Annotated in this window: 21 protein-coding genes and 2 pseudogenes; 12 read left to right on the top strand and 11 right to left on the bottom strand. The window is 72.8% G+C overall.

The window, feature by feature from the left end:
• Positions 1 to 97: 97 nt before the first annotated feature.
• Positions 98 to 1,051: pseudogene (locus ACFYYR_RS16875) on the bottom strand (DMT family transporter); the annotation flags it as partial.
• A gap of 69 nt (positions 1,052 to 1,120) precedes the next feature.
• Between ACFYYR_RS16875 and ACFYYR_RS16870 the strand changes: the two are divergent.
• The gene (locus ACFYYR_RS16870; RefSeq protein WP_388853092.1) at positions 1,121 to 1,984 is read left to right on the top strand and encodes a LysR family transcriptional regulator; all 864 of its coding nucleotides are present in this window, start codon (positions 1,121 to 1,123) and stop codon (positions 1,982 to 1,984) included.
• Between the two features lie 227 nt (positions 1,985 to 2,211).
• Here the strand turns inward: ACFYYR_RS16870 and ACFYYR_RS16865 are convergent, their stop codons facing one another.
• Positions 2,212 to 2,724 (bottom strand): stress protein, encoded by a 513-nt coding sequence (locus ACFYYR_RS16865; RefSeq protein ID WP_388853089.1) that lies wholly within the window; start codon positions 2,722 to 2,724, stop codon positions 2,212 to 2,214.
• A 364-nt stretch (positions 2,725 to 3,088) separates the two neighbouring features.
• Between ACFYYR_RS16865 and ACFYYR_RS16860 the strand changes: the two genes are divergently transcribed.
• Positions 3,089 to 4,957, top strand: coding sequence for a BTAD domain-containing putative transcriptional regulator (locus tag ACFYYR_RS16860; RefSeq protein WP_388853086.1), 1,869 nt, complete (start codon positions 3,089 to 3,091; stop codon positions 4,955 to 4,957).
• 133 nt (positions 4,958 to 5,090) lie between these two features.
• Here the strand turns inward: ACFYYR_RS16860 and ACFYYR_RS16855 are convergent, their stop codons facing one another.
• On the bottom strand, positions 5,091 to 6,008 hold the full coding sequence (locus ACFYYR_RS16855; RefSeq protein WP_388853083.1) for a S1 family peptidase: 918 nt from the start codon (positions 6,006 to 6,008) through the stop codon (positions 5,091 to 5,093).
• 406 nt (positions 6,009 to 6,414) lie between these two features.
• The gene (locus ACFYYR_RS16850; RefSeq protein ID WP_388853080.1) at positions 6,415 to 9,276 is read right to left on the bottom strand and encodes an FAD-binding and (Fe-S)-binding domain-containing protein; all 2,862 of its coding nucleotides are present in this window, start codon (positions 9,274 to 9,276) and stop codon (positions 6,415 to 6,417) included.
• Between the two features lie 335 nt (positions 9,277 to 9,611).
• Between ACFYYR_RS16850 and serC the strand changes: the two genes are divergently transcribed.
• Complete coding sequence (serC, locus tag ACFYYR_RS16845) at positions 9,612 to 10,730, top strand: phosphoserine transaminase (protein WP_388853077.1); 1,119 nt, start codon at positions 9,612 to 9,614, stop codon at positions 10,728 to 10,730.
• A gap of 140 nt (positions 10,731 to 10,870) precedes the next feature.
• Here serC and ACFYYR_RS16840 read toward each other — a convergent pair whose 3' ends face one another.
• Positions 10,871 to 11,413, bottom strand: coding sequence for a DUF4232 domain-containing protein (locus ACFYYR_RS16840; RefSeq protein ID WP_388853074.1), 543 nt, complete (start codon positions 11,411 to 11,413; stop codon positions 10,871 to 10,873).
• A gap of 352 nt (positions 11,414 to 11,765) precedes the next feature.
• On the opposite strand from ACFYYR_RS16840, the gene ACFYYR_RS16835 reads away from it, so the two are divergent.
• The 3 genes from ACFYYR_RS16835 (at position 11,766) to ACFYYR_RS16825 (ending at position 13,288) form a co-directional block, all read left to right on the top strand.
• A complete protein-coding gene (locus ACFYYR_RS16835) occupies positions 11,766 to 12,173 on the top strand; it encodes a PPOX class F420-dependent oxidoreductase (RefSeq protein ID WP_388853071.1) in 408 nt (135 codons plus the stop codon).
• 274 nt (positions 12,174 to 12,447) lie between these two features.
• Positions 12,448 to 13,110 (top strand): DUF2238 domain-containing protein, encoded by a 663-nt coding sequence (locus tag ACFYYR_RS16830; protein ID WP_388853068.1) that lies wholly within the window; start codon positions 12,448 to 12,450, stop codon positions 13,108 to 13,110.
• A 16-nt stretch (positions 13,111 to 13,126) separates the two neighbouring features.
• The gene (locus ACFYYR_RS16825; protein ID WP_388853063.1) at positions 13,127 to 13,288 is read left to right on the top strand and encodes a hypothetical protein; all 162 of its coding nucleotides are present in this window, start codon (positions 13,127 to 13,129) and stop codon (positions 13,286 to 13,288) included.
• Between the two features lie 111 nt (positions 13,289 to 13,399).
• Here ACFYYR_RS16825 and ACFYYR_RS16820 read toward each other — a convergent pair whose 3' ends face one another.
• Positions 13,400 to 14,407, bottom strand: a complete 1,008-nt coding sequence (locus tag ACFYYR_RS16820) for a hypothetical protein (RefSeq protein ID WP_388853060.1) — start codon at positions 14,405 to 14,407, stop codon at positions 13,400 to 13,402.
• Between the two features lie 153 nt (positions 14,408 to 14,560).
• On the opposite strand from ACFYYR_RS16820, the gene ACFYYR_RS16815 reads away from it, so the two are divergent.
• Positions 14,561 to 15,844, top strand: coding sequence for a helix-turn-helix domain-containing protein (locus tag ACFYYR_RS16815; RefSeq protein ID WP_388853057.1), 1,284 nt, complete (start codon positions 14,561 to 14,563; stop codon positions 15,842 to 15,844).
• Positions 15,845 to 15,928: 84 nt separating this feature from the next.
• On the opposite strand, the gene ACFYYR_RS16810 is transcribed toward ACFYYR_RS16815, so the two are convergent.
• Together ACFYYR_RS16810 and ACFYYR_RS16805 are read right to left on the bottom strand one after the other, a co-directional pair.
• Positions 15,929 to 16,459, bottom strand: a complete 531-nt coding sequence (locus ACFYYR_RS16810; protein WP_388853054.1) for a GNAT family N-acetyltransferase — start codon at positions 16,457 to 16,459, stop codon at positions 15,929 to 15,931.
• The gene (locus ACFYYR_RS16805; RefSeq protein ID WP_388853051.1) at positions 16,456 to 17,688 is read right to left on the bottom strand and encodes a hypothetical protein; all 1,233 of its coding nucleotides are present in this window, start codon (positions 17,686 to 17,688) and stop codon (positions 16,456 to 16,458) included. The genes ACFYYR_RS16810 and ACFYYR_RS16805 overlap by 4 nt, the downstream gene beginning before the upstream one ends.
• A gap of 294 nt (positions 17,689 to 17,982) precedes the next feature.
• Here ACFYYR_RS16805 and ACFYYR_RS16800 point away from each other — a divergent pair, with 294 nt between their 5' ends.
• Together ACFYYR_RS16800 and ACFYYR_RS16795 are read left to right on the top strand one after the other, a co-directional pair.
• Positions 17,983 to 18,438, top strand: a complete 456-nt coding sequence (locus ACFYYR_RS16800; protein WP_388853049.1) for an ATP-binding protein — start codon at positions 17,983 to 17,985, stop codon at positions 18,436 to 18,438.
• Positions 18,439 to 18,445: 7 nt separating this feature from the next.
• Entirely contained in the window at positions 18,446 to 19,129 is a 684-nt protein-coding gene (locus ACFYYR_RS16795; RefSeq protein ID WP_388853046.1) for a GDSL-type esterase/lipase family protein, read from the top strand.
• 226 nt (positions 19,130 to 19,355) lie between these two features.
• Here ACFYYR_RS16795 and ACFYYR_RS16790 read toward each other — a convergent pair whose 3' ends face one another.
• Positions 19,356 to 19,934, bottom strand: a complete 579-nt coding sequence (locus ACFYYR_RS16790) for a heme-binding protein (protein ID WP_388853043.1) — start codon at positions 19,932 to 19,934, stop codon at positions 19,356 to 19,358.
• Between the two features lie 274 nt (positions 19,935 to 20,208).
• Here ACFYYR_RS16790 and ACFYYR_RS16785 point away from each other — a divergent pair, with 274 nt between their 5' ends.
• The 3 genes and pseudogenes from ACFYYR_RS16785 to ACFYYR_RS16775 all read left to right on the top strand — a co-directional run.
• Positions 20,209 to 21,414, top strand: a complete 1,206-nt coding sequence (locus tag ACFYYR_RS16785) for a sensor histidine kinase (protein ID WP_388853040.1) — start codon at positions 20,209 to 20,211, stop codon at positions 21,412 to 21,414.
• Positions 21,411 to 22,052: a response regulator gene (locus ACFYYR_RS16780; protein ID WP_388853037.1), complete on the top strand. Its 642-nt coding sequence runs from the start codon at positions 21,411 to 21,413 to the stop codon at positions 22,050 to 22,052. Before ACFYYR_RS16785 ends, ACFYYR_RS16780 begins: the two co-directional genes overlap by 4 nt.
• 134 nt (positions 22,053 to 22,186) lie before the next feature.
• Positions 22,187 to 22,339: pseudogene (locus ACFYYR_RS16775) on the top strand (aldo/keto reductase); the annotation flags it as partial.
• A 135-nt stretch (positions 22,340 to 22,474) separates the two neighbouring features.
• On the opposite strand, the gene ACFYYR_RS16770 reads toward ACFYYR_RS16775, so the two are convergent.
• Together ACFYYR_RS16770 and ACFYYR_RS16765 are read right to left on the bottom strand one after the other, a co-directional pair.
• Positions 22,475 to 23,464: an aldo/keto reductase gene (locus ACFYYR_RS16770; protein ID WP_388853034.1), complete on the bottom strand. Its 990-nt coding sequence runs from the start codon at positions 23,462 to 23,464 to the stop codon at positions 22,475 to 22,477.
• A 64-nt stretch (positions 23,465 to 23,528) separates the two neighbouring features.
• Positions 23,529 to 23,651, bottom strand: coding sequence for a helix-turn-helix domain-containing protein (locus tag ACFYYR_RS16765; RefSeq protein WP_388853031.1), 123 nt, complete (start codon positions 23,649 to 23,651; stop codon positions 23,529 to 23,531).
• Between the last annotated feature and the right edge of the window lie 136 nt (positions 23,652 to 23,787).

The raw sequence follows: 23,787 nt of genomic DNA, 5'->3' as shown, positions 1-23,787 counted from the left end.
CGGGGCTCGCGGCGAGGTCGCCGCGCTCGCGGTCGCTGCCGCCGTGCTCCCCGCCGCAGCCGCGCAGCCGGCGGCGCAGACTGCCGCGCACCCGGTCACGCGCCCGGTCGCGCCGGTCCGGCATCCCGACCGCCCCGGCGCTCGCGGCGACGACCAGCGCGATGGCGAGCCCGTCGGTGAGGGTGAGCTCCTGGCCGAGGACCAGGTATCCGGCGAGGGCGGCGACGGCCGGCTCCAGGCTCAGCAGGACGGCGAAGGCGGCCTCCGGGAGGCTGCGCAGGGCGAGCAGTTCGAGGGTGTAGGGCAGCACCGAGGAGAGCAGGGCGACCGACGCGGCCAGGCCGAACAGCACGGGGTCGGTCAGCGCCACCCGCGCCTGCCCGGCGCCGAACGGCAGGGCGAGCAGGGCCCCGACGGCCATGGCGATGGCGAGGCCGTCGGCCCGCGGGAAGCGGCGGCCGGTACGGGCACCCAGCAGGATGTACCCGGCCCACAGCACGCCCGCGGCCAGCGCGAAGCCGACTCCGGCCGGATCCAGCCGGTCGAAACCGCCCCGGCCGAGCAGGAACACCCCGCCCAGCGCCAGCGCCGCCCACAGCAGACTCGCCACCCGGCGGGAGGCGAGCACCGACAGCGCGAGCGGGCCGAGCACCTCCAGGGTGACCACGGTGCCCAGCGGCAGGCGGTCCAGCGCCTGGTAGAAGAGCGTGTTCAGGCCCGCCAGCGCGGCACCGAAGCCGCACACCACGGCCCAGTCGGCGCGGCTGTGACCGCGGATCCGGGGGCGGCACACCACCAGCAGGACGACCGCGGCGACGACGAGGCGCAGCGTGACCATCCCGAGCGGCCCGGTCCGCGGGAACAGCAGCGCGGCCACGGCGGAGCCGAGCTGGAGCGAGACCGCTCCGCCCGCCACCATCGCCACCCCGGCCGACCGGGACAGCCGGGACGCCGGAGCGGATGCAGGGCCCTCCGCGGCGGACGCGGGGGCCGACGGAGAGGGGGCGGGGACAGAGGGGGCGGGGGCTACGAGGGTCCGGTCTTCGCTCACCCCTGCACGCTAAGGAGGCGATCTTCGCCCCGTGAAATGCCGGATTCCCTGTTGTTATGCTTCGAACGCATGACCGTCGAGCTGCGTCATCTCCGCTGCTTCCTCGCCATCGCCGAGGAGGGGAGCATCACGCGCGCCGCCGCCCGGCTCCACCTCACCCAGCCCGCGGTCTCCCGCACCCTGAGCCGGCTGGAACTCGCGCTGGGCGTGCGCCTGGTGGACCGGTCGACCCACCATCTGGAGCTCACCACCGAGGGCCGGGCGTTCCGCGACAAGGCCGCGGCGGCCGTCGCCGCCTTCGACGAGGCGGTCCTCCCGGCCCGGCTGCGGCAGTGGCCGCTGCGGCTGGGGCACCCCTGGTCGGCGGCGGGCGAGTACACGACACCGCTGCTGCGCCGGTGGAGCGAGGCGCACCCGGAGACCCCGCTGGAGCTGCTGCGCATCGACGACCGGACGGCCGGGCTGACCCGGGGCGCGGTCGACATCGCGGTGCTCCGCGGCCGGGTCGACGCGCCGGGGGTGATCACGGAGCAGCTGTACACCGAGCCGCGGGTGGCGACCGTGCCCTCCGACAGCCCGCTGGCCGCCCGGCCGGAGCTGACCCCGGCGGACATCGCCGGGGAGACGGTCGTCCTGAACAGCGTCTCCGGCCTCACCACCCCGGACCTGTGGCCCGGCGGCCCGCGCCCGGCGGCGACCCTGACGGTGGCCAACACCGACGACTGGCTGGCTGCCATCGCGGCCGGCCGGGGCGTGGGCGTCACCGCGGCGGCCACCACCAGCATCCATGCGCACCCCGGGGTGACCTACGTCCCGGTCACCGGCGCACCGGACGTCCCGGTCTTCCTGGCCTGGCGGGACACCGCGGGCCACCCGGCCATCCCGTCCCTGGTGGCCCTGGCCCGCGAGGTGGTGGCGGAGAGCGGAGGGTGAGGACGGGGCCGCGTTCGCGCGGTGGGGCGGTGCCGCGGTGACGCCGGGGGCGGCTCCGGTTGCGCGGGATCCTCGGAGCCCGGAAGCCCGAACCCGAACGGCACCATGCACCCATTTCCGCCTCCCGCTCCCTCGGAAAGGAATGCGGAAAACGTGAAACGGCCCGTCGGAAATTCCGACGGGCCGTCACCACGGAAGCAATGGCCGAAGACTATCCGGCCGGCGCATCAGGCGTGGCGGAAGAACTTCACGTAACCGCCGTTGTCCGGGCGCTCCCACAGGCCCTTGAAGGCCCAGTTGATGTAACCGCCGTCGCCGGTGTTGGTGAATTCGCCGTCCTCGAAGACCCAGATGCCGTAGACGACACCGTCGTAGGTGGCCGAGCCGTAGCCCTGGACCCCGTTGAAGTGCTCCTCGTAGCCCTGGCTGAGGTTCATCACCATGACGTTGTACTTCTGGCCGCTGGCGTAGTACGCCGACTCCATCAGGTTCTTGACGAAGCCCTCACGGTTCTGGGCGGTCTTGATCGACGCCTCGATCTTGTTGGCGATGCCGAGAACGTCGACGTTCATGTTCAGGTTGGCGTTCGCGCCGACGCTGACCGGCGACTCGCCGGCCGCGGCGGCCGCCACGGCCGGGGACGCCGAGGCAGTCGCCGGGAAGGCGACGGCGGTCGCGGTGAGCGCGGCGCACAGCGTCACGGCGGCGAGGCTCTTCTTCACAATGCTGCGGGGGGACATGGTTCTCCTCGTTCTCTACGGGACTGCGGAGCCATTTATCCGACTCACCGGTAACACAACTGGCGAGTAACGGAGATGGGTCCGGAATCGTGCGGGATTCGTCCGCTCGGTCCGGACGGAAACGATGCTTCGGCGCCCCGCTCATGATCGGCTCACAGCCCGCTCACACCACCCCGAAAGGCCTTCTTCGACGTTCCGCTTACGATGTCGTCCAGATGGTGAGATAACCGGGTACCCCGAAGCAACCCTGCTCTCTCCGGAACGTCTTCCGAGGCACAAGACCGTTTCGGCGCAAGCCTGTTCAGCAAGAGGGAACCGAGGCACGATGGTTCAGTTTCGGCTACTGGGGCCGGTTGAAATCGAGATGAACAATGGCCGGCTGATCCCTCTGGGTTCGGGGCGGATCCGCACCGTGGCGGCGGTGCTGATGAGCGAGGTCAATCAGGTCGTCCCGGTGGGCCGGCTGATCGACCTCGCCTGGGACGCGGAGCCGCCGGCCCGGGCGCGGGGCGTCGTCCACAACCATGTGCACCGGCTGCGGCAGTTGCTGGCCGGGCACGCCGAACTCGTCACCCGGGGCACGGGATACGCGCTGGCGGCCGACCCGGTCACGGTGGACGCCACCCGGTTCCGGCACCTGGTGACCGCCGCGCGCGGGGCCGAGCCGCACCGGGCCGTGCCGGTGCTGCGCCAGGCCCTCGGGCTCTGGCGCGGGGACGCCCTGGCCGACGTGCCCGGCGAACGGGTGCGCCGGATGCTCGGTGTCGGCCTGGCCCAGTCGCGGGTCGCGGCCCTCCAGGACCTCGGACGGCATCTGCTGTTCCTCGGCCGGCACGGCGAGCTGATCACCGAACTCACCGCGGGAGTGGCGGAACACCCGCTGCACGAGGAGCTGACCGCGCTGCTCATCCGCGCCCTGCAGGCCGACGGACGGCAGGCCGAGGCGCTCGACCAGTACTACCGCGCGAAGCGGCAGCTCAACGACGAACTCGGCATCGACCCCGGCCCCGCACTGCACGGCGCCTACCTCGCGGTGCTCGGCGGGGAGACGGTGCCGGCGCGGCCGGTACCCGCCCCCGGGCGCAGGGCGCCGGTCCGCGCCGCGTCCGGCGGCCCGTCGGCCGTACGCGGCGGGCCCGCTCCCGGCGGGCCGTGGCACGACCGGACCACCGGCGTCCGCAGCGGGCCGGCCCCCGCCGACGACATCTGGCGCCCGCCGGCATCCCTCGCCGCCGCCGCACCGCTGCCCGGCCCGGTACCGGATTTCTGCGGCCGGGAGCGGGAGCTCGCCGCCCTGGACCGGGCCGCCGCGCCGCCCGGCGCCGGCTGTGTGGTCCTGGCGGGCGGGGCCGGGACGGGCAAGACCACCCTGGCGGTGGAGTGGGCGCACCGGCGGCGGCCGGACTTCCCCGACGGGCAGTTCTTCATCGGCCTGCGGGGGCTCGGCCCGGAGCCCGGCGAGCCCGGGGCGGCCCTGTCCCTGCTGCTCACCGCCCTCGGCGTGCCGGATGAGGCGATTCCGCCCGCGCCGGCGGACCGTTCCGCTCTGTACCGCTCGCTGGTCGTCGGCCGCCGGATCCTGGTGGTCCTGGACGACGCGGGCACCGTCGGCCAGGTACGCCCCCTGCTGCCCGCCGCCCCGGGCTGCCTGACGGTGGTCACCAGCCGCAGACGGCTGACCCCGCTGGCGGTCCGGGACGGCGCCACCCTGGTGACGGTGTGCCCGCTCGCCCCGGACGACGCGCTGGAGATGCTGGGCTCCGCGCTGGGCCGGCCGCGGATCGCCGCCGAGGAGGACGCGGCCCGGCGGGTCGTCGGCCTCTGCGACCGGCTGCCGCTGGCGCTGCGGATCTCCGCCGCCCGGCTCATGGCCCACCCCGACTGGAGCCTGGAGTGCTGGGCCCTGCGGCTGACGGACGAGCGGCGGCGGCTGACCGAACTGTCCGCGCCCGGCGAGGACTCGGCCATGGACGCCGCGCTCCGCGTCAGCCACGACGCGCTCTCGCCCGGCGCCGCAGGGCTGTTCCGCGTCCTCGGGCTGCTCCCCGGCCCCCGGATCGAGGTCTCCCGGGCCGCCGAACTCGCCGGGCAGGACCTCGACCGCACCCGGCGCGAACTCGCCGAGCTGTGCGACGCGCACCTGCTCCAGGAACACGTCACGGGCCACTACCTCCGGTCCGACCTGGTCCGGATCTATGCACGGCAGCTGGCCGTCCCCGGCCCGGCCGCATGAGGGCCGGGCCGGGGACGGAGCGTCAGATGCCGCCGCTGCTGCGGCCGGGGACGGAGCGTCACGTGCCGCCGCCGCGGCCGGCGAGAGGCCGGCGACCGGGATGCGCGAACGCCGGCCGCCCGACCCGGGCGGGTCAGCGGCCCAGGTTCTCCTTCAGCCGCTTCCCCTCGGCGGACTCGCCCAGCGTCTTCCACAGCTTGGCGGAGCTGAGGGAGGTGTAGACGCCGGGAGCGCCCTGCGCCGCGCAGCCGTCGCCGTAGGAGACGATGCCGGTCTGGATGGGCTCCTCGCGGCCGGGCACCGTGCGGAAGATCGGGCCGCCGCTGTCGCCCTGGCAGGAGTCCTTGCCCTCCACGCCGGCACAGAAGTTGACCTTGGAGTTGTACTCCTTGTAGCTCACCTGGCACTCGGCGTGCGAGAGCACCGGAACCTTCACCTCACGGAGCCGGTCCGGGGTGTGCGGGACGTCGGTGTCGGTGTTGCCCCAGCCGATGACGGTGGCCTTGGCGCCCGGGCGGATCAGCGCGTCCGTGCCCGGGGTCGGCATCTTGGCGGGGACGATGCCCTTGACCGGCTTCGCCAGTTCGATGAAGGCCATGTCGTAGGCCGCGTCGCCCTTGGTGTAGCGGGGGTGCACCACGAGACCGGAGTCGCCGGGGCCCTCGGACTTCCGGACGTTCCGGACCTGGCCCTGCTCGGAGTTGGAGAGCACCGTCCGGCCGACGGCGACCTGGAGCTTCTTCGGGTTCTCGCCCTCGACGCAGTGCGCCGCGGTCATGACGACGTTCGGCGCGATCAGGCTGCCGCCGCAGAACTGTCGCTTCAGCGCGTTGCCGGAGCCCTTGTGCAGCAGGGCGGCCATGAAGGGGTACGCGTCGTTGGACGCGCCGCCGCCGCCGATGATCCGCGTGCTGGGGCGGGAGCGCTCGCCGGACGGGGCGTCGGCCTGGGCCGCCGGTGCGGCGGTCGCGACCAGGGCCGCGACCGCGGCGGACGCCATACCGGCGGCGGCTATTCTCCGGGCGTTGCGACGGGAGGAAGAAATGCGCATGGGGGGTCTCCTCTGTGCGTAACGAAACTCCGGCAAGCAGAAAGAGGGCTCGCGGAATCGAGCCCGACTTGCTTGGGGAGAAGCGACGTTGAGCAACCCTAGAAGTCGCCCGGCGGTCGCGTCAAAGAATTCCCGGAGGAATTCCGGTTGTTCGGCACAGGGAATGCGGCGGGAACACGAAGGGCCATTCTTCACGCCGCTCACTCAGACGCGGAACCGGCTCCCGAGGTTGATCCGGAATCCGAAGTTCTTGGTGCGGGGCGGGTTTGTACGGGGCAGAGGCGGCCGGTGACCGGCGGACAGCGGAGCGGCCGTACGGGATTCCCCCAGGAGTCCGGCGGGAAGCCCCGGCCGTTCGGCGTGGGACCGCCCCGGACGTCCGTGGGAACAAGTCCCCGCCCGCCCCTCACAGGTGCTCCGCGAGCACCTCCGCGAGGTGCCGCCCGCGGCGGCCGGACAGCTGGTCGAGCTGGGTGCGGCAGGAGAACCCGTCCGCGAGGATCTCCGTCCCGGCGGGCGCGGACCGCACCGACGGCAGCAGCTGTTCCTCCGCACAGGCCACCGACACGTCGTAATGGCCGCGTTCGAAGCCGAAGTTGCCCGCCAGGCCGCAGCAGCCGCCGCTCAGTTCACCGGTCAGCCCGGCCCGTTCCCGCAGCCGCCGCTCCGCCGCGTCCCCGAGGACCGCGTGCTGGTGGCAGTGGGTCTGGCCGGCCACCGGGCGGTCCACCCGCGGCGGCTCCCAGTCCGGCGCGTACTGGTCCAGGGCCTGCGCGAAGGTCCGCACCGACGAGGCGAGTTCCGCGGCGCGCGGATCGTCGTCCACCAGCTCCGGGAGGTCCGTCTGCAGGGCCGCCGCGCAGCTCGGCTCCAGCACCACGAGCGGCAGCCCCGAGCCGAGCACCGGCGCCAGCGCGCCCAGGGTGCGCCGCATGACCTTGCGCGCCCGGTCGAGCTGCCCGGTCGACACCCAGGTCAGCCCGCAGCACAGCGCCCCGCGCCGGGGCGCGGGCGGCAGCACGACCCGCAGCCCGGCGGCCTCCAGCACGGCCACCGCCGACCGGCCGACCGACGGCGCGAGGTGCTCGGTGAAGGTGTCCGGCCAGAGGACGACCGTCCGGCCCCGCTCCGCCCCGGCCGGTCCGCCGCCGGACGGGCCCTCCCGCCTGCGCCACCACCGGGTGAACGGCTCGGGCGCCAGCTCCGGAACGCTCCGCTCGGGCGCGATGCCGCCGAGCCGTTTGCCGACACCCCCCAGCGGGCCGCGCGCCGCCGCGTTGAGCAGCGGGGCCGACCGCAGCGCCGCGGCCGAGCGCAGCCACACCGGCAGCCACCCCATCGCGTAGTGGGCCGCCGGGCGCACCCGCCCCTCGTAGTGGTGGTGCAGGAACTCCGCCTTGTAGGTGGCCATGTCCACCCCGACCGGGCAGTCGCTGCGGCACCCCTTGCAGCTCAGGCAGAGGTCCAGCGCGTCCCGCACTTCGGTCGAGCGCCAGCCGTCGGTGACGACCTCGCCCGCGAGCATCTCGTGCAGCAGCCGGGCCCGGCCGCGGGTGGAGTGCTGCTCCTCGCCCGTCGCCCGGAACGACGGGCACATCACCCCGGCCCCGGCGACCGCGGTGGTACGGCACTTGGCGACGCCCACGCACCGGCGCACCGCCGCGGAGAAGTCCCCGCTGTCGTGCGGGTAGCCGAACTCCACGTCGACCGGCTTCCGGGGCAGCGACGCGAAGCGCAGGTTCTCGTCGAGCCGGTCCGGCCGGGCGAGGATGCCCGGGTTGAGCCCGCCCGCCGGGTCCCACAGGTCCTTGAACTCCTCGAACGCGCCGACCAGTTCGGGCCCGTACATCCGCGGCAGCAGCTCGGCCCGCGCCTGCCCGTCGCCGTGCTCGCCGGACAGCGAACCGCCGTGCTCCACCACCAGGTCGGCGAGGTCCTCGGAGAAGTGCCGGAAGCGCCGCACGCCGTCCCGGGTGAGCAGGTCGAAGTCGATCCGCACATGGATGCAGCCGTCGCCGAAGTGCCCGTACGGCGTGCCGCGCAGCCCGTGCTCGGCCATCAGCCCGCGGAAGTCCCGCAGATAGCCGCCCAGCCGGGCGGGCGGCACCGCGCAGTCCTCCCAGCCCGGCCAGGCCTCGCTGCCGTCGGGCATCCGGGTCGCGGTCCCCGAGGCGTCCTCGCGGATCCGCCACAGGGCGCGCTGCCGGGCCGGGTCGGTGACCACGTCGCGGTCGGTGGTGCCGTCCGCCGCGGCCCGGCACAGCGCGTCGGCCCGCGCCCGCGCCTCCTCCGCGTCGGCGCCCCCGACCTCGACGAACAGCCAGGCGCCGCCCTTGGGCAGCCGGGCCGCCGCGGCGCCGGGCACCAGGTCGGAGGCCATGCCCTCGACGGTCAGCGGCCCGTGCGGCAGCAGGGTGTGCGCGGCGTCGGCGGCCGCGCCCTCGTCCTCGTAACCCAGCACCGCCAGGACCCGCGCGCCGGGCGCCTCGACGAGCCGGACCGTCGCCTCGGTGAGCACCCCGAGCGTGCCCTCGCTGCCGGTGAAGGCCCGCGCCCAGTCGGCGCCCTTCTCCGGCAGCAGCTCGTCCAGGGCGTAGCCGGAGATCCGGCGGGGCAGCTCGGGGAAGCCGGTGCGCAGCAGCGCGAGGCGCGCGGCGACCAGGGCCTCGGCGCCGTCCCGCAGCCGCGCCGGGAGCCCCGTGGTCCGCTCACCGCGGCCCAGCCGGACGCGCTCGCCGCCGTAGGCCAGGACGTCCAGCTCGTGCACGCTGTCGGCGGTGGTGCCCCAGGCGACGGAGTGCGAGCCGCAGGAGTTGTTGCCGATCATGCCGCCGAGGGTGCAGCGCGCGTGCGTGGACGGGTCGGCGCCGAAGGTCAGCCCGTGCGCGCCCGCCGCCCGGCGCAGCTCGTCGAGGATCACCCCGGGCTGGACGACGGCGGTCCGGTGCTCCGGGTCGACGGACACGATGCGGTTCATGTGCCGGGTGAAGTCCAGCACCACGCCCACCCCGGTGGCCTGCCCGGCGATCGACGTCCCGCCGCCGCGCGGGACGACCGGCAGCCGGTGCTCGCGGCAGACGGCGAGCACGGCGGCGACGTCCTCGGCGTCCCGCGGTGCGACGACGGCGTCCGGGACCCGCCGGTAGTTCGACGCGTCCATGGTCATCAGTGCCCGGCTCGTGGAGTCGAAGGAGACCTCGCCACGGACCGCTGTCCGCAGCGCGTGCGCCGCGTCCGGGGAGAGCTCGCTGTCCCTGCGCCTGTCCATGGGCCCAGCCTGCCCGAAACCCGGCCGCCTTCACCTGTGCGGGCGGTGAAGGATCCGTAGTGCGGACGGGTGAAGGTGCAGTTGTGGGGATGGCGAAGGGGCCGTCGAGGCGGGCGGTGGAGGGGCCGTCGCGCGGACGGCGAAAGGGCCGTCGGAACCGCGCCCGTCCGGCCGCACGGTGCCCCGGCCTGCGCGTCCCCCGCCGGCGCGGGGGCCCGGACCCGCGCCCTCCGCACGGCGCCGCGCCCCCGGAGGCCCTTCGCGAAGCGGAACGGTATGTCTCATCCGCTGGACTCCGCCCTGCCACCCCGCTCCGACGGACTAGGCTGCCCACCGTGGCTGAGATCCAGATTCCCGCTGACATCAAGCCCGCCGACGGTCGTTTCGGCTCGGGCCCGTCCAAGGTGCGTACGGAGGCGCTCAGCGCCCTGGCGGCCACCGGAGACTCCCTCCTCGGCACGTCCCACCGCCAGGCCCCGGTGAAGAACCTGGTCGGCCGGGTGCGCGACGGCGTCCGCTCCCTGTTCTCCCTGCCCGAGGGCTACGAGGTGGTGCTCGGCAACGGCGGCTCCACCGCCTTCTGGGACATCGCGACCCACGGACTGATCGAGAACAAGTCCCAGCACCTGTCCTTCGGCGAGTTCTCCTCCAAGTTCGCCAAGGCCGCCAAGCTCGCCCCCTGGCTGGCGGACCCCACCGTCATCGCCTCCGACCCCGGCACTCACCCCGAGCCGCGGGCCGAGGCCGGTGTCGACGTCTACGGCCTCACCCACAACGAGACCTCCACCGGTGTCGCGGCCCCCCTCAAGCGGGTCGCGGGCGCCGACGAGGGCTCCCTGGTCCTGGTGGACGCCACCTCCGGCGCCGGCGGCCTGCCCGTCGACATCACCGAGACCGACGTCTACTACTTCGCACCGCAGAAGTCCTTCGCCGCGGACGGCGGCCTCTGGCTCGCCGCCTTCTCCCCCGCGGCCCTGGAGCGCGCCGCCCGGATCCACGCCTCCGGCCGCCACATCCCCGAGTTCTTCTCGCTGCCCACCGCGATCGACAACTCGCTGAAGAACCAGACGTACAACACCCCGGCCCTGGCGACGCTCTTCCTCCTCGCCGACCAGCTGGACTGGATCAACGGCAACGGCGGCCTGGACTGGGCCGTCGAGCGCACCGCCGACTCCTCCTCCCGCCTCTACGGCTGGGCCGAGAAGTCGCCGTACGCCACCCCGTTCGTCACGGACCCGGCCAAGCGGTCCCAGGTCGTCGGCACGATCGACTTCAACGACGACATCGACGCCGCCGCCATCGCCAAGGTGCTCCGCGCCAACGGCATCGTGGACACCGACCCCTACCGCAAGCTGGGCCGCAACCAGCTCCGGGTCGCGATGTTCCCCGCCGTCACCCCCGCCGACGTCGAGGCCCTGACCGCCTGCATCGACTACGTCATCGACAAGCTCTGAGGCGTCACCCCACCTCGTTTCCGCCGTACGGCCCCCGGAACCCGCGTTCACCGCGGGTTCCGGGGGCCGTATGCGTACGCGCGGCCACGGGCCGCACGGCTACCCCGGCTCGCAGGGAAGCTCAGCGGCTGTCCCGTCGGTCACAGCCCGACCGGGTTGAGGTAGGTGGCCGGGTGGGTGGCGCCGTCCTGCTTGAGGATCTGGCCGCCGAACGGCCACTTCAGGGTGAAGTGCTCCGTCTCGTTCGGCGGGGTGACCAGGAACTTCGCCGGAACGAACTTCTCCTTCTGCGGCGTGGACCCGGCCACGGGGAGCAGGGTGATGCTGAAGTCCACCGTGTCCCCCTTCTCCAGGGTCATCTTCTCGGACCTCTGGGAGGAGCGCGCCAGCGACCAGGTGCCGTCGGTCCCCTGAGCACCGACCATGTCGACACCGGCGAAGCCGGACAGGGTGCAGGTGCGGTTGCTCCGGTTGCTGAACCAGATGTGGGCCTGGGTCTGCTTCTCGGTCTGCTCCATCTCCGGCCTCGCGTCCTCCCCCATGGCGAAGCCGGCCTTCAGGTCGGCGGTGTGGCAACGGGTCGGCTGGGCCTTGGCCGGGGCGGCCGAGGCCGGGACGGCGGTAGCGGCGGTGCCGGCGACGACGACGGCCGCAAGGGCCACGGCGGTCAGCTTGCTCTTCATGCTGGTTTCCCCCTCCGATACGCATCGGCGCGCGAGGTCGGTGCGCGCCCTACGCACCTGAAGATGCGCAAGGCCCGGGGGAGGTTCGGTGCGCCGGGGAACCTTTTCAGGACAAACCGGGGAACCTTTTCACGACAAAGGGGTCGCGGCTCACGACACAGGGGGGGCGCGGCCGTTGCGGCGTCGCGGGGAGGGGCGCCGTGATCACTTACCTTGCCATCCCGGGCACGCCGACCCGGTTCACCGCGGACTGAGCGACCGACGCCGCGTCGAAGCACACCGGCGCAGCGGTGCACGGGGCTGCGCCGGCCCTCCGGATGACGTCCGCACCGCGCTGTGCCTCCATGGAGTCATGGCCACACCGGGACTCGCACCGTTCGTGCGGCAGGGCTGCGTCCTGCTGACCACACACAAGCGGGACGGCACGTCCGTGGGGACGCCCGTCCACATCGCCGTCGAGGGCGACCACGCCTATATCCGCACCTTCGGCAAGGCCGGCAAGGTCAAGCGGATGCGCAACTTCCCCGAGGTGGAGATCGCCCCCTGCACCCGCTTCGGCAAGCCGACCGGACGCACCCGCCGGGCCCGCGCCCGCCTGCTCGACGCCGGAGGCGGCGAGAACGCCCACGCCGGCGCCCTGATCGAGCGCAAGTACCCGGTCGTGCAGCGCTACCTCGTCCCGGCGGCCCACCGCATCCAGCGCGACCGGACGCTCCACTACGAGCTGCGGCTGGTGGAGGACGGACCGGAGGCCGCCTGACCTGGCCATTCGGGCTGTCCGAGCGGTGTTCCGGGCGGCCCACCGGCGCCCGTCCGCCGAAGCCGGACCCGACCCGGGACGGTCCCGGCGCCCGCTCGGGACACCCCGGCCTACCCCCGGCCGCGGCCCGGAAACTGGTGTCCCGTACTCATGACAGCGCCGCGGCCCACCCCTGATGCTGGCGTGGCCCGGCGCTCCGCGCGCCGGACCGGTACCGATGTCTCCGTCCGTACCGATGTCTCCGTCCGCACCGATGTCTACGAGGGCTGATCGAATGGGTTCCGTGTCCGTCCCCCGCGTGCTGCCCCCGGCGCTGGCCGCCGGCGTGCTCTGTGCGCTGGTCCTCTCCGGGCTCCAGCCGCACGACCGGCTGACCTGGGCCATGGAGACGTTCTGGGTGATCGTCGGCCTTCCGGTCCTCGTGCTGCTGTGGAAGCGGTTCCCGCTCACCACGCTGCTGTGCTGTCTGCTCGCCGCGCACGCGCTGGTCCTGATCGTCGGCGGGCACTACACCTACGCCGAGGTCCCGTTCGGGAACTGGCTGCAGGACACCCTCGGCCTGGAGCGCAATCCGTACGACCGGATCGGCCACCTCACGCAGGGCTTCGTGCCCGCGATCCTCGTCCGCGAACTGCTGGTCCGCACCTCGCCGCTGCGCGGCAGCGCCTGGCTGGCGCCGCTCACGGTCTGCGGCTGCCTGGCGTTCAGCGCCTTCTTCGAGATGATCGAGTGGTGGGCGGCGCTGGCGGGCGGTGCCTCGGCCGACGCCTTCCTCGCCACCCAGGGGGACCAGTGGGACACCCAGTGGGACATGGCCTGTGCGCTGATCGGGGCGGTTCTCGCACTGACCCTGCTCAGCCGGTTCCATGACCGCGGGCTCGCCCGCCTCACGGCTCCCGCCGCAGCCCCGGGGGCCTCGCCCGCGGTCCCGGCCTGAGCGCAGCACGGCCATCGTGGCCGTGTCACCACCGGGCGGCGGCGCCGCGCTGGTCACGGTCACCGCCCCCGCGTCGGCGACCGCGACCACGGTCCAGGTGCAGGTGGTCACCGTCGGCTGGGTGTCGAACGCCGAGCTCTACACGTACAACGCCGAGCTCTCCGCGTACGGGGCCTGACGGCTTCCGCACCGGCGAAGCCCGGCGACTTCTCCGCTTCTCCCCGTACGGGGCCTGACGCCGCCCTCGCCCACCCCGACGGCCGGGACGGCGTCGGGCCCGTCCAGGCCGTCACCGTCGGCGGAAGATCCGCCCCAGCCCCAGCAGCAGCACGGCAGCCCCCGCCACCACCAGTGCACCCACCACCAGGTTGAGGTCGGTTTCCAGGCCGTTGTCGCTCTCGTACCGGTCCCGGGCGGAGGAGGAGCCCTTGCCGTCCTCGGACTCCTCCTGCGCCGCCGAGTCGGGCAGCAGCTCGCTCCGCAGATCCACCCGCGACACCCGGGACCGGGCGCCCTCCGTGCCGTACATCAGCGCCCGGCCGTCGGGCGTGAAGGTCACCGACTCGCCCTGCCGCTGTATCGGCAGGCTGGGCTGCCCGAGCCGCACCGGGGCGCCGTCCTTCCAGCGGTACTCCAGCGCAGAGAAGTAGCTGCGGACGGCGAGCCGGCTGCCGTCGGGCGAGAAGGCGGCGTCGGTGGCCCACAGGTCGATGTCGGCGATTCGCTCGAAGGTGTTCACCCCGGACGCCGACATCCGCTTCGGCCCCGCGAACAGCCCACCGCCGTCCTCGTGCTTGCTGATGATGTAGACCCGGCCGGTCTTCGGGTGGACCAGCAGCGACTCCGCGTCGCGCGGTCCCCCGTCGTAACGGACGGTGTAGCGCACCGGGGTGACCGTGGTGTCCCGCAGCTCCTTCGGCTCCTGGAACTGGTAGATCCACACCTCGGGCCAGCCGCCGCCCAGGTTGTCGCCGATGTCCCCCACGTAGACCCGGCCGCCGGGCCCGACGGAGATCGCCTCGACGTCCCGGGTGTCGATGCCGCTGAGCGTGACGGTGGCGACGGTGCGGCCCGTGGCGCTGTCGACCGCGTAGACGTACGGGCCGTCGTCGCTGTCGTTGTGCGTCCAGTAGATCCCGGGGTGCTCACGGCTGGCGGCCAGCCCGCTGGACTCCGTGATCCGTTGGTCCTCGATGCTGAACGAGGACGGGCCGTCGGGACCGGCGGCCGCCGCGGGCACGGCGGCCGGAACCACGACCAGGGCAGCGGCGCCGAGGGCGCACAGAAGCGAACGCATCCCTAAAGATTGCCACCTGCCGGACACGGGCGATGCCACGCGAACCGGCCGGAGAAGGCCGGGAGCCCCGTCGCGGGCCGGTCCATCCGGTCGAGTCCCCCTCGGCGGTCCGGGCGAGTAGCGTCCGCAGCACACCGTCAGGACGGAGCCGCCATGCCCGACGAGCCCACGATCGGTCAGAACCTCGCCCGCCTCCGTGGCCAGACCGGGCTCACCCAGCAGGAGCTGGCCGACGCTTCCGGCGTCAGCGTCGCCACCATCCGCAAACTGGAGCGCGACGGGCGCTCCACGGCGCTGATGGGCACCCTCGCCAAGCTGGCTCGCGCCCTGGACGTCAAGCCCTCGGCGCTGCTCGGCCAGCCCCAGGCGCTCCGTCAGGAGGACGGGGAACGCAACGCGAGCGTCGCCGTCCTCCGCCGGAGCATCCACGCGCTGGACGAGATGCCAGGCGTCCCGCTGGCCGTCGAGGAGCGCGAAGGCCCGGCCCTCGACGAACTGCGGCGCACTGTACGGCTCCTGTGGCAGGCGTACCACGACGGGCGGCACGCCCTCCTGATCGGCGGTCTCCCCGACCTCATCGGGGGCGCGAAGGCGGCCGTGCGCAGCCTCCGCGGAGAGGGCGCCCGCGAGGTGGCTGCCGCTCTCAGCCGCGGCTACCAGCTCGCCGCCCACGCCGCCGTTCACCTCGCCCAGGACGACCTGGCCCGGTCGGCGCTGGACCGGGCGATGCTCGCGGCCGACGCGGCGGAGGATCCGCTCCTCGTGGCCGCGGGCTGCACCGGCCTCTCCTGGGTGCTGCTCCGCCAGAACGAGCCGGAACTGGCCGCCCGGATCGCCGTGGCGAAGGCGGCCGAGCTCAACCCGCGTGTCTCGCCCTCCGATTACCCGGCCCTGCGCATGTGGGGACGGCTGATGCTCTGCGCGGTGACGGCCGCCTCGCGTCAGGGGGACCACGACGGGGCGAAGGAGTTGCTGGAGGAGGCCCGCCGCTGCACCACCGTGGTCCGGGACGACACCACCGACTACACGAACGGCGGCAACTACGCCTTCTTCGGCCCGGCGAAGATCGACATGATCGCGGTCGAAGTCGCCATGTCCCAGGGCAGATCCGGTGAAGCACTCCGCCTGGCGAAACGGGTCACCCCCTCCCGCCGCGTCCCACCCACCGGCCGCAGCCGCCACCTGCTGGACGTGGCGCAGGCACAAGACCTGGGAGAACCAATTCACCGCCGCGGTATCGACGTTGACCCGGGTCAGGGAAGCCACACCGGAGTGGATGCGGTACCAGGTGCTCGCGCGCGTGATCGTCCGGCAGATCGTGGAGGGCAAGGGGCGGCGCCGGATCGGCGGATTACTGCCCCTGGCCGAGCATCTGAACGGGCGCACCGGCTGACCGGACGGCAACTGATACACGGCGTATCACTGCGCGCCGAGTAATCCGTCCGACACCGTCCGTCCCCATGTCCCGGCGCCCACGGTCGCGGTCGGCGGCCGGGGACCATCGGCGGGCGGGGCCACTCGCTACCTGAGCGGGTCCTTCATCATCACCGCGTAGACCGGAGAGTCCGAAAAGGGCTGCTGGTCCCCGATATGCTCATAGCCCCACTCCTCGTACAGCGCCTTCACCTTCGGGTGCTCCGGATCCACCAGGAGCACGACCCGCTCCTCGCGCCGGCCGTCGAGCAATGCGTCGTGGATGCGCTTGGCCTCCCCGGTACCACGCCACTGTTCCCGGATCATCAGTTCGAAGAGGGCCAGGGTGCGTGACCCGGTCTCCTCGATGTACTCGGCCGGCAGCGGTTCCCTCATGACGGTCCACCACTTGGCCTGCGGCCTCAGCGGTGCCGCATAGGTGAAACCGACCGGCTCCCCGGCGTCGTACCCGATGAGGACTTCCCACCCCGGGGCGGCGGAGTGCGAGGTGAGCCGGTCGTCGAAACGGGCAGTGGCGTGGAAGGCGTCGGTGCCTTCATAGACCTCCGCATAGGTGTCCAGGATGACCTGCCGGACGTCGGGCAGTTCGGTCTGCGCGAATCGGCGGAACTCGATCAACGGGAATCCTTCCGGCTGCGTTCGGTGTCGCGGCGGAACTCACGCCATCTGCGCGCGCTGTCCGCGTCTCCACACGTCCTGGCCAACGTGGCGTCGAACTCTGCGAGGACGATGCTCGTCCGTCCGGACGGGTGGGACAAGGCCGTTGCGGCGGTGTCACAGGCGAGCTCGACGTCTCCCTGACCGAGCTGAGCGAGAGCCAGGTATGCGGTGTAGTAGACCCTGTTGCGCTCCAGCTGCGGACGTATCGCGCTCAGCGCTCGGTGCGCGTGCGCTTCGGCCTGAGCCGCGTTCCCCATGCGTAAGTGCGCGATGGTGGACAACCCGTCGAGTTCCGCCCGGTCGTAGAACTCCATCCAGCTCGGCAGTCCGCCGTCCGGACGGGTTCTCTCCCAGGCGGATTCGGCGAATGCGAGGCTCCGGAGAGCGGCGGTGCGGTCTCCGGTCGTCGCGTTGATCCCCGCACTTCTCGCATGGATCAAGGAGGCGAACGCCGGTTCCCGGCGGACCACCGCGGCACTGCGCGCGACCGTCGCCGCGGCCGAGGCCTCCGGCCATCGCTTCCGCTGGAGCGCGAGGATCGCCGCGTGGCTCCAGATCCGGTACTGGATGGCGGAATCCCCGGAGAGCCCCGCCAGGGTCACGGCCCGTTCGAGATGCCGCTGCGCCTGGTCGGGACGGTGCGCGTCCACAGCCGCCCACATCGCCGTACTGGTGAAGGCAGCGGCGAGTTGGTAGAGACCGGACCGGATGCGCTCGGATGCGGAACCGGTCTTCTGGAGGTCCATGGCGCGCTGGGCGAAAGCGAGGGAGCGCCGCTCCAGGGCTTCACCACCGCCGTTGCGGTCGTCATCGGCCACCAGGGCATCGAACTCCCGCTGAAGCCTCGCGAGGTCCGAGACGCCGATGCGGTGAAGCGACCCCGATGCGGCGACAGCGCCTGTGGTGACGATGAAAGTACGGCGCTTCACGCGCAGTTCGGGACGGGTTTCCGCAGCCCCGGGGGTCGGCCTACGGAAGCCGAGCTCCTCACATGTACATCCGAACACAGCCATCAGCGCCCGCCGCGTCTTCGCCTGCGGCCATGCGGTCGCGCCGCTCAGCAGGTTGTACACGGTGCGCTCGGTGAACGTGCCGAAACCACCGGTGAGTTGCTCCACCTCCCGATTCATCCGATCGGCCAGCTCGGCCTGCGTCAGACCCCAGTCGTCCATTCGCTTTCGCAGCATGGAGTTATCGGCCACACACTCACCGTAGCCCCGATCGTGACTCGGGCCAGGGCCCTGTGGATAACCGTGTACTCAAATCTTCCGGTCGGCTGCGAGAAGAGCACGGGCACTTCTTCGTGGCCCCGGCCACCTCACCGAACGTTGACTGGGCACGTGCCGCTCGGCGTCCCGGCCGGGCAACAGCCCCGGCCCGCCTGGGGAAGAGGGCTCCGAGCGGCATCCCAGCAACGCCCCGCCCGCGCGGCCCACCGGCGCGCGCGGACCGGGCACCGAGCCGAGGAGATGGCCCGCCCCATGCCCACCGCCCGCTTCCTGGTCACCGGAGTTCCGTGCGCCGTCGCCCCCGCACGGCACCGCATCCTCGACACCGCCCGTCGCTGGATACAGCTCACCCCGGAACTCGCGGACGCGGTGGAGCTGGTGACGTCGGAACTGCTGACCAACGCCGTGGTGCACGCGGGCGGGCTGATCTCCGTCGGGCTCTTCGCAGAGCACGGACGCCTGCTCGTCGAGGTCTTCGACGGCTGCCCGGCCGGCCCACGGCCCCGCGCCGCGACCGGCGTGGACGAGACGGGCCGCGGCCTGGAACTCGTCGCGCTCCTCTCCGCACAGTGCGGCTGGGAACCGACGCCGCGCGGCAAGAAGGTCTGGGCGGAGTTCGCCGTGGCCCCCGACCGCGCGGGGCACGGAAGCGGAACGCCCCCGCGTGGCCATCGTCACGTCGCAGGCCGGGGCCGCCATCCGGGATGATGGCCCGATGCGAATCATGTTCGTCGGCGACTCGATGACCATCGGAAGCGCCGGCGAGCACACCTGGCGCTATCGGATGTGGCAACACCTCAACCGGGAGTTCGGCGGCCCGTACCGCATCGTCGGGCCGCGCACCGGGCTGCACGACCCGTACTCCGGCGCCGCCGACTCCCAGGCCTACGCCGACCCGGACTTCCCCGAGCGCGCCCGGTGCCACCTGGCGGGCTGGGGCGAGGGCTGGCTGCACATGGCGCCGCTGATCCGGGAGACGGTCGCCGAGCACCGCGCCGATCTGCTGCTGGTCTCCCTCGGCCTGATCGACCTCGGCTTCTACACCGACGCCGAGCAGACCGCGGCCAACGTCCGCGCCTTCGTCGCGGAGGCCCGCGAGGCCAACTCCCGTATCCGCATGGTGCTGCTGCCCGTGATACCCAACATCCGCGCGGAGTCCGACCCGCCGTTCGCCGAGCAGTGCCGCCGCTTCAACGAGCTGCTGGCGAAGACCGTCGCCGACCTGGACTCGCCCACGTCCCCGCTGCTGCTGGCGTCCCGCCCGGAGGGCTACGACACCCAGCGCGACACCTACGACGGGACGCACCCCAACGCCTCCGGCGAACACCGGCTGGCCGCGGCCTACGCCGACGCGATGCACCAGGCGTGGGACCTCGGCGGCCCGTACGAGCCCCGGTAGGACGTGGCCGGGCGATCGGGTGACCACTCCCGGGGCGGTCGACGGCAGCCTTCGCCATCCGCCGACAACGTTGGACCAGCAGCCGCCTGCCATGAACGGTCAGCCGGGCATTACGGTGGGACACGAAGACCTCCGTTGCGGTGAGCCTAGACACCTCCACCACACCGGAGGTCTTCGCCATGGATCAAACCGAGCAAGCTGTTGACAACGCTCGTGATCAATACACCTAGCCGGCCACCGCGTCCGCGCCCGCCTGCGCGAACTTCTCGTCCAGCGCCCCGGACGGAGCGCCGGCGACGCCGATGCCGGCGATCGGCGCCTTCTCGGCGGTGACGGGGACACCGCCCGCCAGGAACAGGGTGCCGGGGATGTCCTTCAGGTTCGGGGCCTGCTGCAGGCGCTCCGCCAGCTGGGAGGTGGGGGCGTTCCAGGCGGCCGCGGTGAACGCCTTGCGCTCGGCGGACGCGTAGGACTGCGGGCCGGCGCCGTCGCCGCGCAGGGTGACGATCGTGTTGCCGTTGCGGTCGACGACGGCGACCGTGACCCGCTGGTTCTCCTTCTCGGCGGCGGCGAGCGCGGCCTGCGCGGCCTTGGTGGCGGCGTCGATCGTCAGATGGGTGGAGGTGGTGGTCGCCCGGGCCGGGACGGAGGCCGGGGCGGCAGTGGCGGACGTCGCGGCGGGTGCGGAGGCGTTCGCGGACACCGCGCCGAAGCCCGACAGGGCGACGGCGGTGAGCACGGCACCACCGACGGCGAGGCGGGCACGGCGGGAGAACTTCCGGTGCACGGGGTTCATGGCCTTCATGGTCGGTCGACTCCTCAGGTGGGCGGGCGTCAGGTGGGCGGGCGGCCCGGTTGCCGCCCCTGCTGCGTCCGCTCTCCACCCTCGGCCCGGACCCCGGCCCGGACGGTCGGCGTTCCGGCTGCCTCGGCGCTGCGGAACGGACGACACCGGGGTCATCCGATCGGTTGACCGCCCGGCCCCCGCGCACGGTCACAATGGAGGCGTTTGCCCAGTTCGACGCCGCTCGGCGGGTCGCCGGGCACATCGACACACGCGTGAGGGGAGCAGGATCCGGATGCGGAACGGGCCGTACGAACCGAGCGCCGTGGACACCCGGTGGCTCCGCGCCGTGATGCACGCGGCGTTCTTCCTGCTGCTCGGCGGAGCACTCGCCCGATTCCTGCTGCGCCATCCCGGCGAGCCGCGCACTCCATGGATCATCGCGCTGTGCGTCGCGCTCGCCGCACTGCACCTGCTGGGCCCCGGGATGGGCGACACGGGCCGGCGCCCCGCCCGGCGGCGCTCGGCCTGGCTGGCGCTGGTCGTCGTGGTGTGGATGGTGCTGGTCCTGCTCGCGCCCAGTTTCGCCTGGTGCGCGGTGCCCCTCTTCTACACCGGCCTGCGCACGCTGCCGCCCCGCGCGGCCCTCGTTCTCGTGGCGGTCCTGACGGCGCTCGTCGTCGCCGCGCAGGTCCGGCTCGCCGGGCGCTTCGACCCGAACCTGGTGCTCGCGCCACCCGCCGTCGCCGCCCTCGCCACCGCCGTCTTCCTGCAGATGGAACGGCACACCGCCCGCCAGCGCGCCCTGATCGACGACCTGATCCGCACCCGCCGCGAACTCGCCGCCGCCGAACGCCGCGAGGGCACCCTCGCCGAACGCCAGCGGCTCTCCATGGAGATCCACGACACGCTCGCCCAGGGCCTGTCCAGCCAGCGGATGCTGCTCCAGGCGGCGGACCGGGTGTGGGACACCGAGCCGGACAAGGCCCGCGCCCACGTCCGCACCGCCGCGTCCGTCGCCGAGCACAACCTCACCGAGGCCCGGCGCTTCGTGCACGACCTGGCCCCCACCGACCTCGCCCGCGGCGGCGGCCTCGATCAGGCGCTGCGCGCCCTGGCCGCGCGGGAGTCCGGGGCGCACCTCACCGTACGCGTCCACGTCGACGACGACGGCCGGCTCCCCCGGCTGCCCGACCGCGTCCAGTCCGCCCTGCTCCGCATCGCTCAGGGCGCCCTGGCCAACGTCCGCGAGCACGCCGCCGCCGGCCACGCCACCCTCACCCTCACCCTCATCGACGACGAGGTCGTCCTGGACGTCTCCGACGACGGCCACGGCTTCGACCCCGCCGCGCTGCCCGGCCTCCCCGGCAGCGGACGTGGCCACGGGCTGCCCGCCGCACGAGCCCGGCTGCGCGCGCTCGGTGGCACCCTGACCGTCGAGTCCACGCCCGGCGAAGGCACCGTCCTGTCCGCCGCCGTCCCCCTGGAGCTGCCCCGATGACCCCCGACCGCGCTCCCGTGCGCATCCTGGTCTGCGACGATCACGCCGTCGTACGGGCCGGGCTGCTCGCCCTGCTCGACAGCGCCCCGGACATCGAGGTCATCGGTGAGGCCGGAACCGGCGAGGAGGCGCTCGCGCTGGCCGCGAAGCTCGCCCCGGACGTGGTGCTGATGGATCTGCAACTGGGTGAGGGGATCGACGGCGTGGAGACCACCCGCCGCCTCACCGACGCCCCCGGGACCTCCCTCCACGTCCTGGTCCTCACCACCTACGACACCGACGCCGACATCACCCGCGCCATCGAGGCGGGCGCCACCGGCTATCTGCTCAAGGCCGAGCGCCCCGATGAGCTCTTCGCCGCGATCCACGCCGCCGCCGAGGGACGTACCGCCCTGTCCCCGCCGGTGGCCGGCCGCGTCATGGCCCATCTGCGCCGGCCGCGGACCACCCTCACCGACCGCGAACGCGACATCCTGGCCCAGCTCGCCCGCGGCATCGGCAACCGGGACATCGCCCGCGCCCTGTACATCAGCGAGGCCACGGTCAAGACCCACCTGCGCCGCATCTACGACAAGCTCGGTGTGGAGACCCGCGCGGGCGCCGTGGCGGTCGCGAAGGAACGGCGACTGGTGCCATGAGGGCGGCCCCGCGCAACCGGCGACCGCCCCCGCACCGCCGGGTGAGCACGGCGGACCTCTCAATTCCGGGCCGGGAGCTCTCCCGCGCGAGGGGCCTTGCTTCGAGCGCGCTCCGGGGCGTTGGCTGGTGAACCATGAAGTACACGCAGCTCGGACGCACCGGACTCAAGGTCAGCCGACTGGTCCTCGGCACGATGAACTTCGGGCCCGTCACCGACGAAGCCGACTCGCACGCCATCATGGACGCCGCGCTCGGCGCGGACATCAACTTCTTCGACACAGCCAACCGGCAATTTTGACGCCGAACTGCATCGTAGCGTGTCGCCAGCGCGCATGCGGCACCACGGAGAGCGCCGACCGCCACCCCCAACTCGCCCTACACGCAGAGCAGGAGGCAGCGGTCCACATGCAGATTTGTTACTTCACCATGCGAAAGCTTCGGGGGACGGTCCCGGCCCCGGGAAGATCTCGTCGAGAGCCGCAAGAAGCTCCGCGCCCAGGTCCAGGTCGAGGGCGCGCAGCGCCGAGTCAAGCTGCTCCTGCGTGCGCGGGCCGACGATCGGTCCTGTCACGCCGGGGCGGGTGAGCAGCCAGGCCAGGGCGGCCTCGCCCGGTTCGATGCCGTGCTTGTCGAGCAGGTTCTCGTACGCCTGGATCTGCTCGCGCGTGCGGGCGTCCTTGAGTGCGTCGGCGGCCCGTCCGCTCGCCCGGCGCCCCTCCGTGGCCTCCTTCTTGAGGACTCCGCCGAGCAGCCCGCCGTGCAGCGGCGACCACGGGATGACGCCGAGGCCGTAGTCCTGCGCGGCAGGGATGACCTCCATCTCGGCGCGGCGCTCGGCGAGGTTGTACAGGCACTGCTCGCTGACGAGCCCGACCCGGCCGTGTGTCTTCGCGATCTCGTTTGCCTGGGCGATCTTGTAACCGGGGAAGTTCGAGGAACCGGCGTACAGGATCTTCCCTTGTTGGATCAGGACGTCGATCGCCTGCCAGATCTCCTCGAACGGCGTCGACCGGTCGATGTGATGGAACTGGTAGACGTCGATGTAGTCGGTCTGGAGCCGCTTGAGGGAAGCGTCCACGGCGCGGCGGACGTTCACGGCGCTGAGCCGGTCATGGTTGGGCCAGGCCGGTCCGTCGGAGCCCATGTTCCCGTAGACCTTGGTGGCCAGGACCGTCTTGTCACGACGCCCGCCGCCCTTGGCGAACCAGGTACCGACGATCTCCTCGGTGCGCCCCTTGTTCTCGCCCCATCCATACACATTTGCAGTGTCAACGAAATTCAGCCCCGCATCGAGCGCCGCATCCATGATGGTGTGGCTGGTGGCTTCATCCGTCTGAGGCCCGAAGTTCATCGTGCCGAGCACGATGCGACTGACCTTGAGTCCGGTACGTCCCAGCTGCGTGTATTCCATGGACGCCAAGCGAACCCCTTCGAGTCCACTCCACGCAAGGCGGCGGGCGGCGGGTACGCCCGCCTCAGGCGCCCTCGCCGATGTGCCGGTACAGCGTGGCGCGTGAGACGCCCAGGGCCCTGGCGATGGCGTTGACGCTCTCGCCCTTCACGGATGCGCCGGTAGCCCCCGCCGGACGGCGGGACATGTGCCTCCCTTTCTTCGCGGGGGTGGACCGGCGCCGGACGGCGCGGTCTCTCATCACAGGTGGCGCCCGAGGCGTAATGCCCGGACTCGGTCTCGTGCGGTCGGGAGCGACGGCGACGACCTGGCAGGCAGCTTGC

This window comes from Streptomyces sp. NPDC001922 (genome assembly GCF_042891165.1).
In the GTDB taxonomy this organism is placed as follows: domain Bacteria; phylum Actinomycetota; class Actinomycetes; order Streptomycetales; family Streptomycetaceae; genus Streptomyces.
The sequence above is the reverse complement of the archived record's forward strand: the minus strand, read 5'-3'. Positions and strand labels throughout refer to the sequence as shown.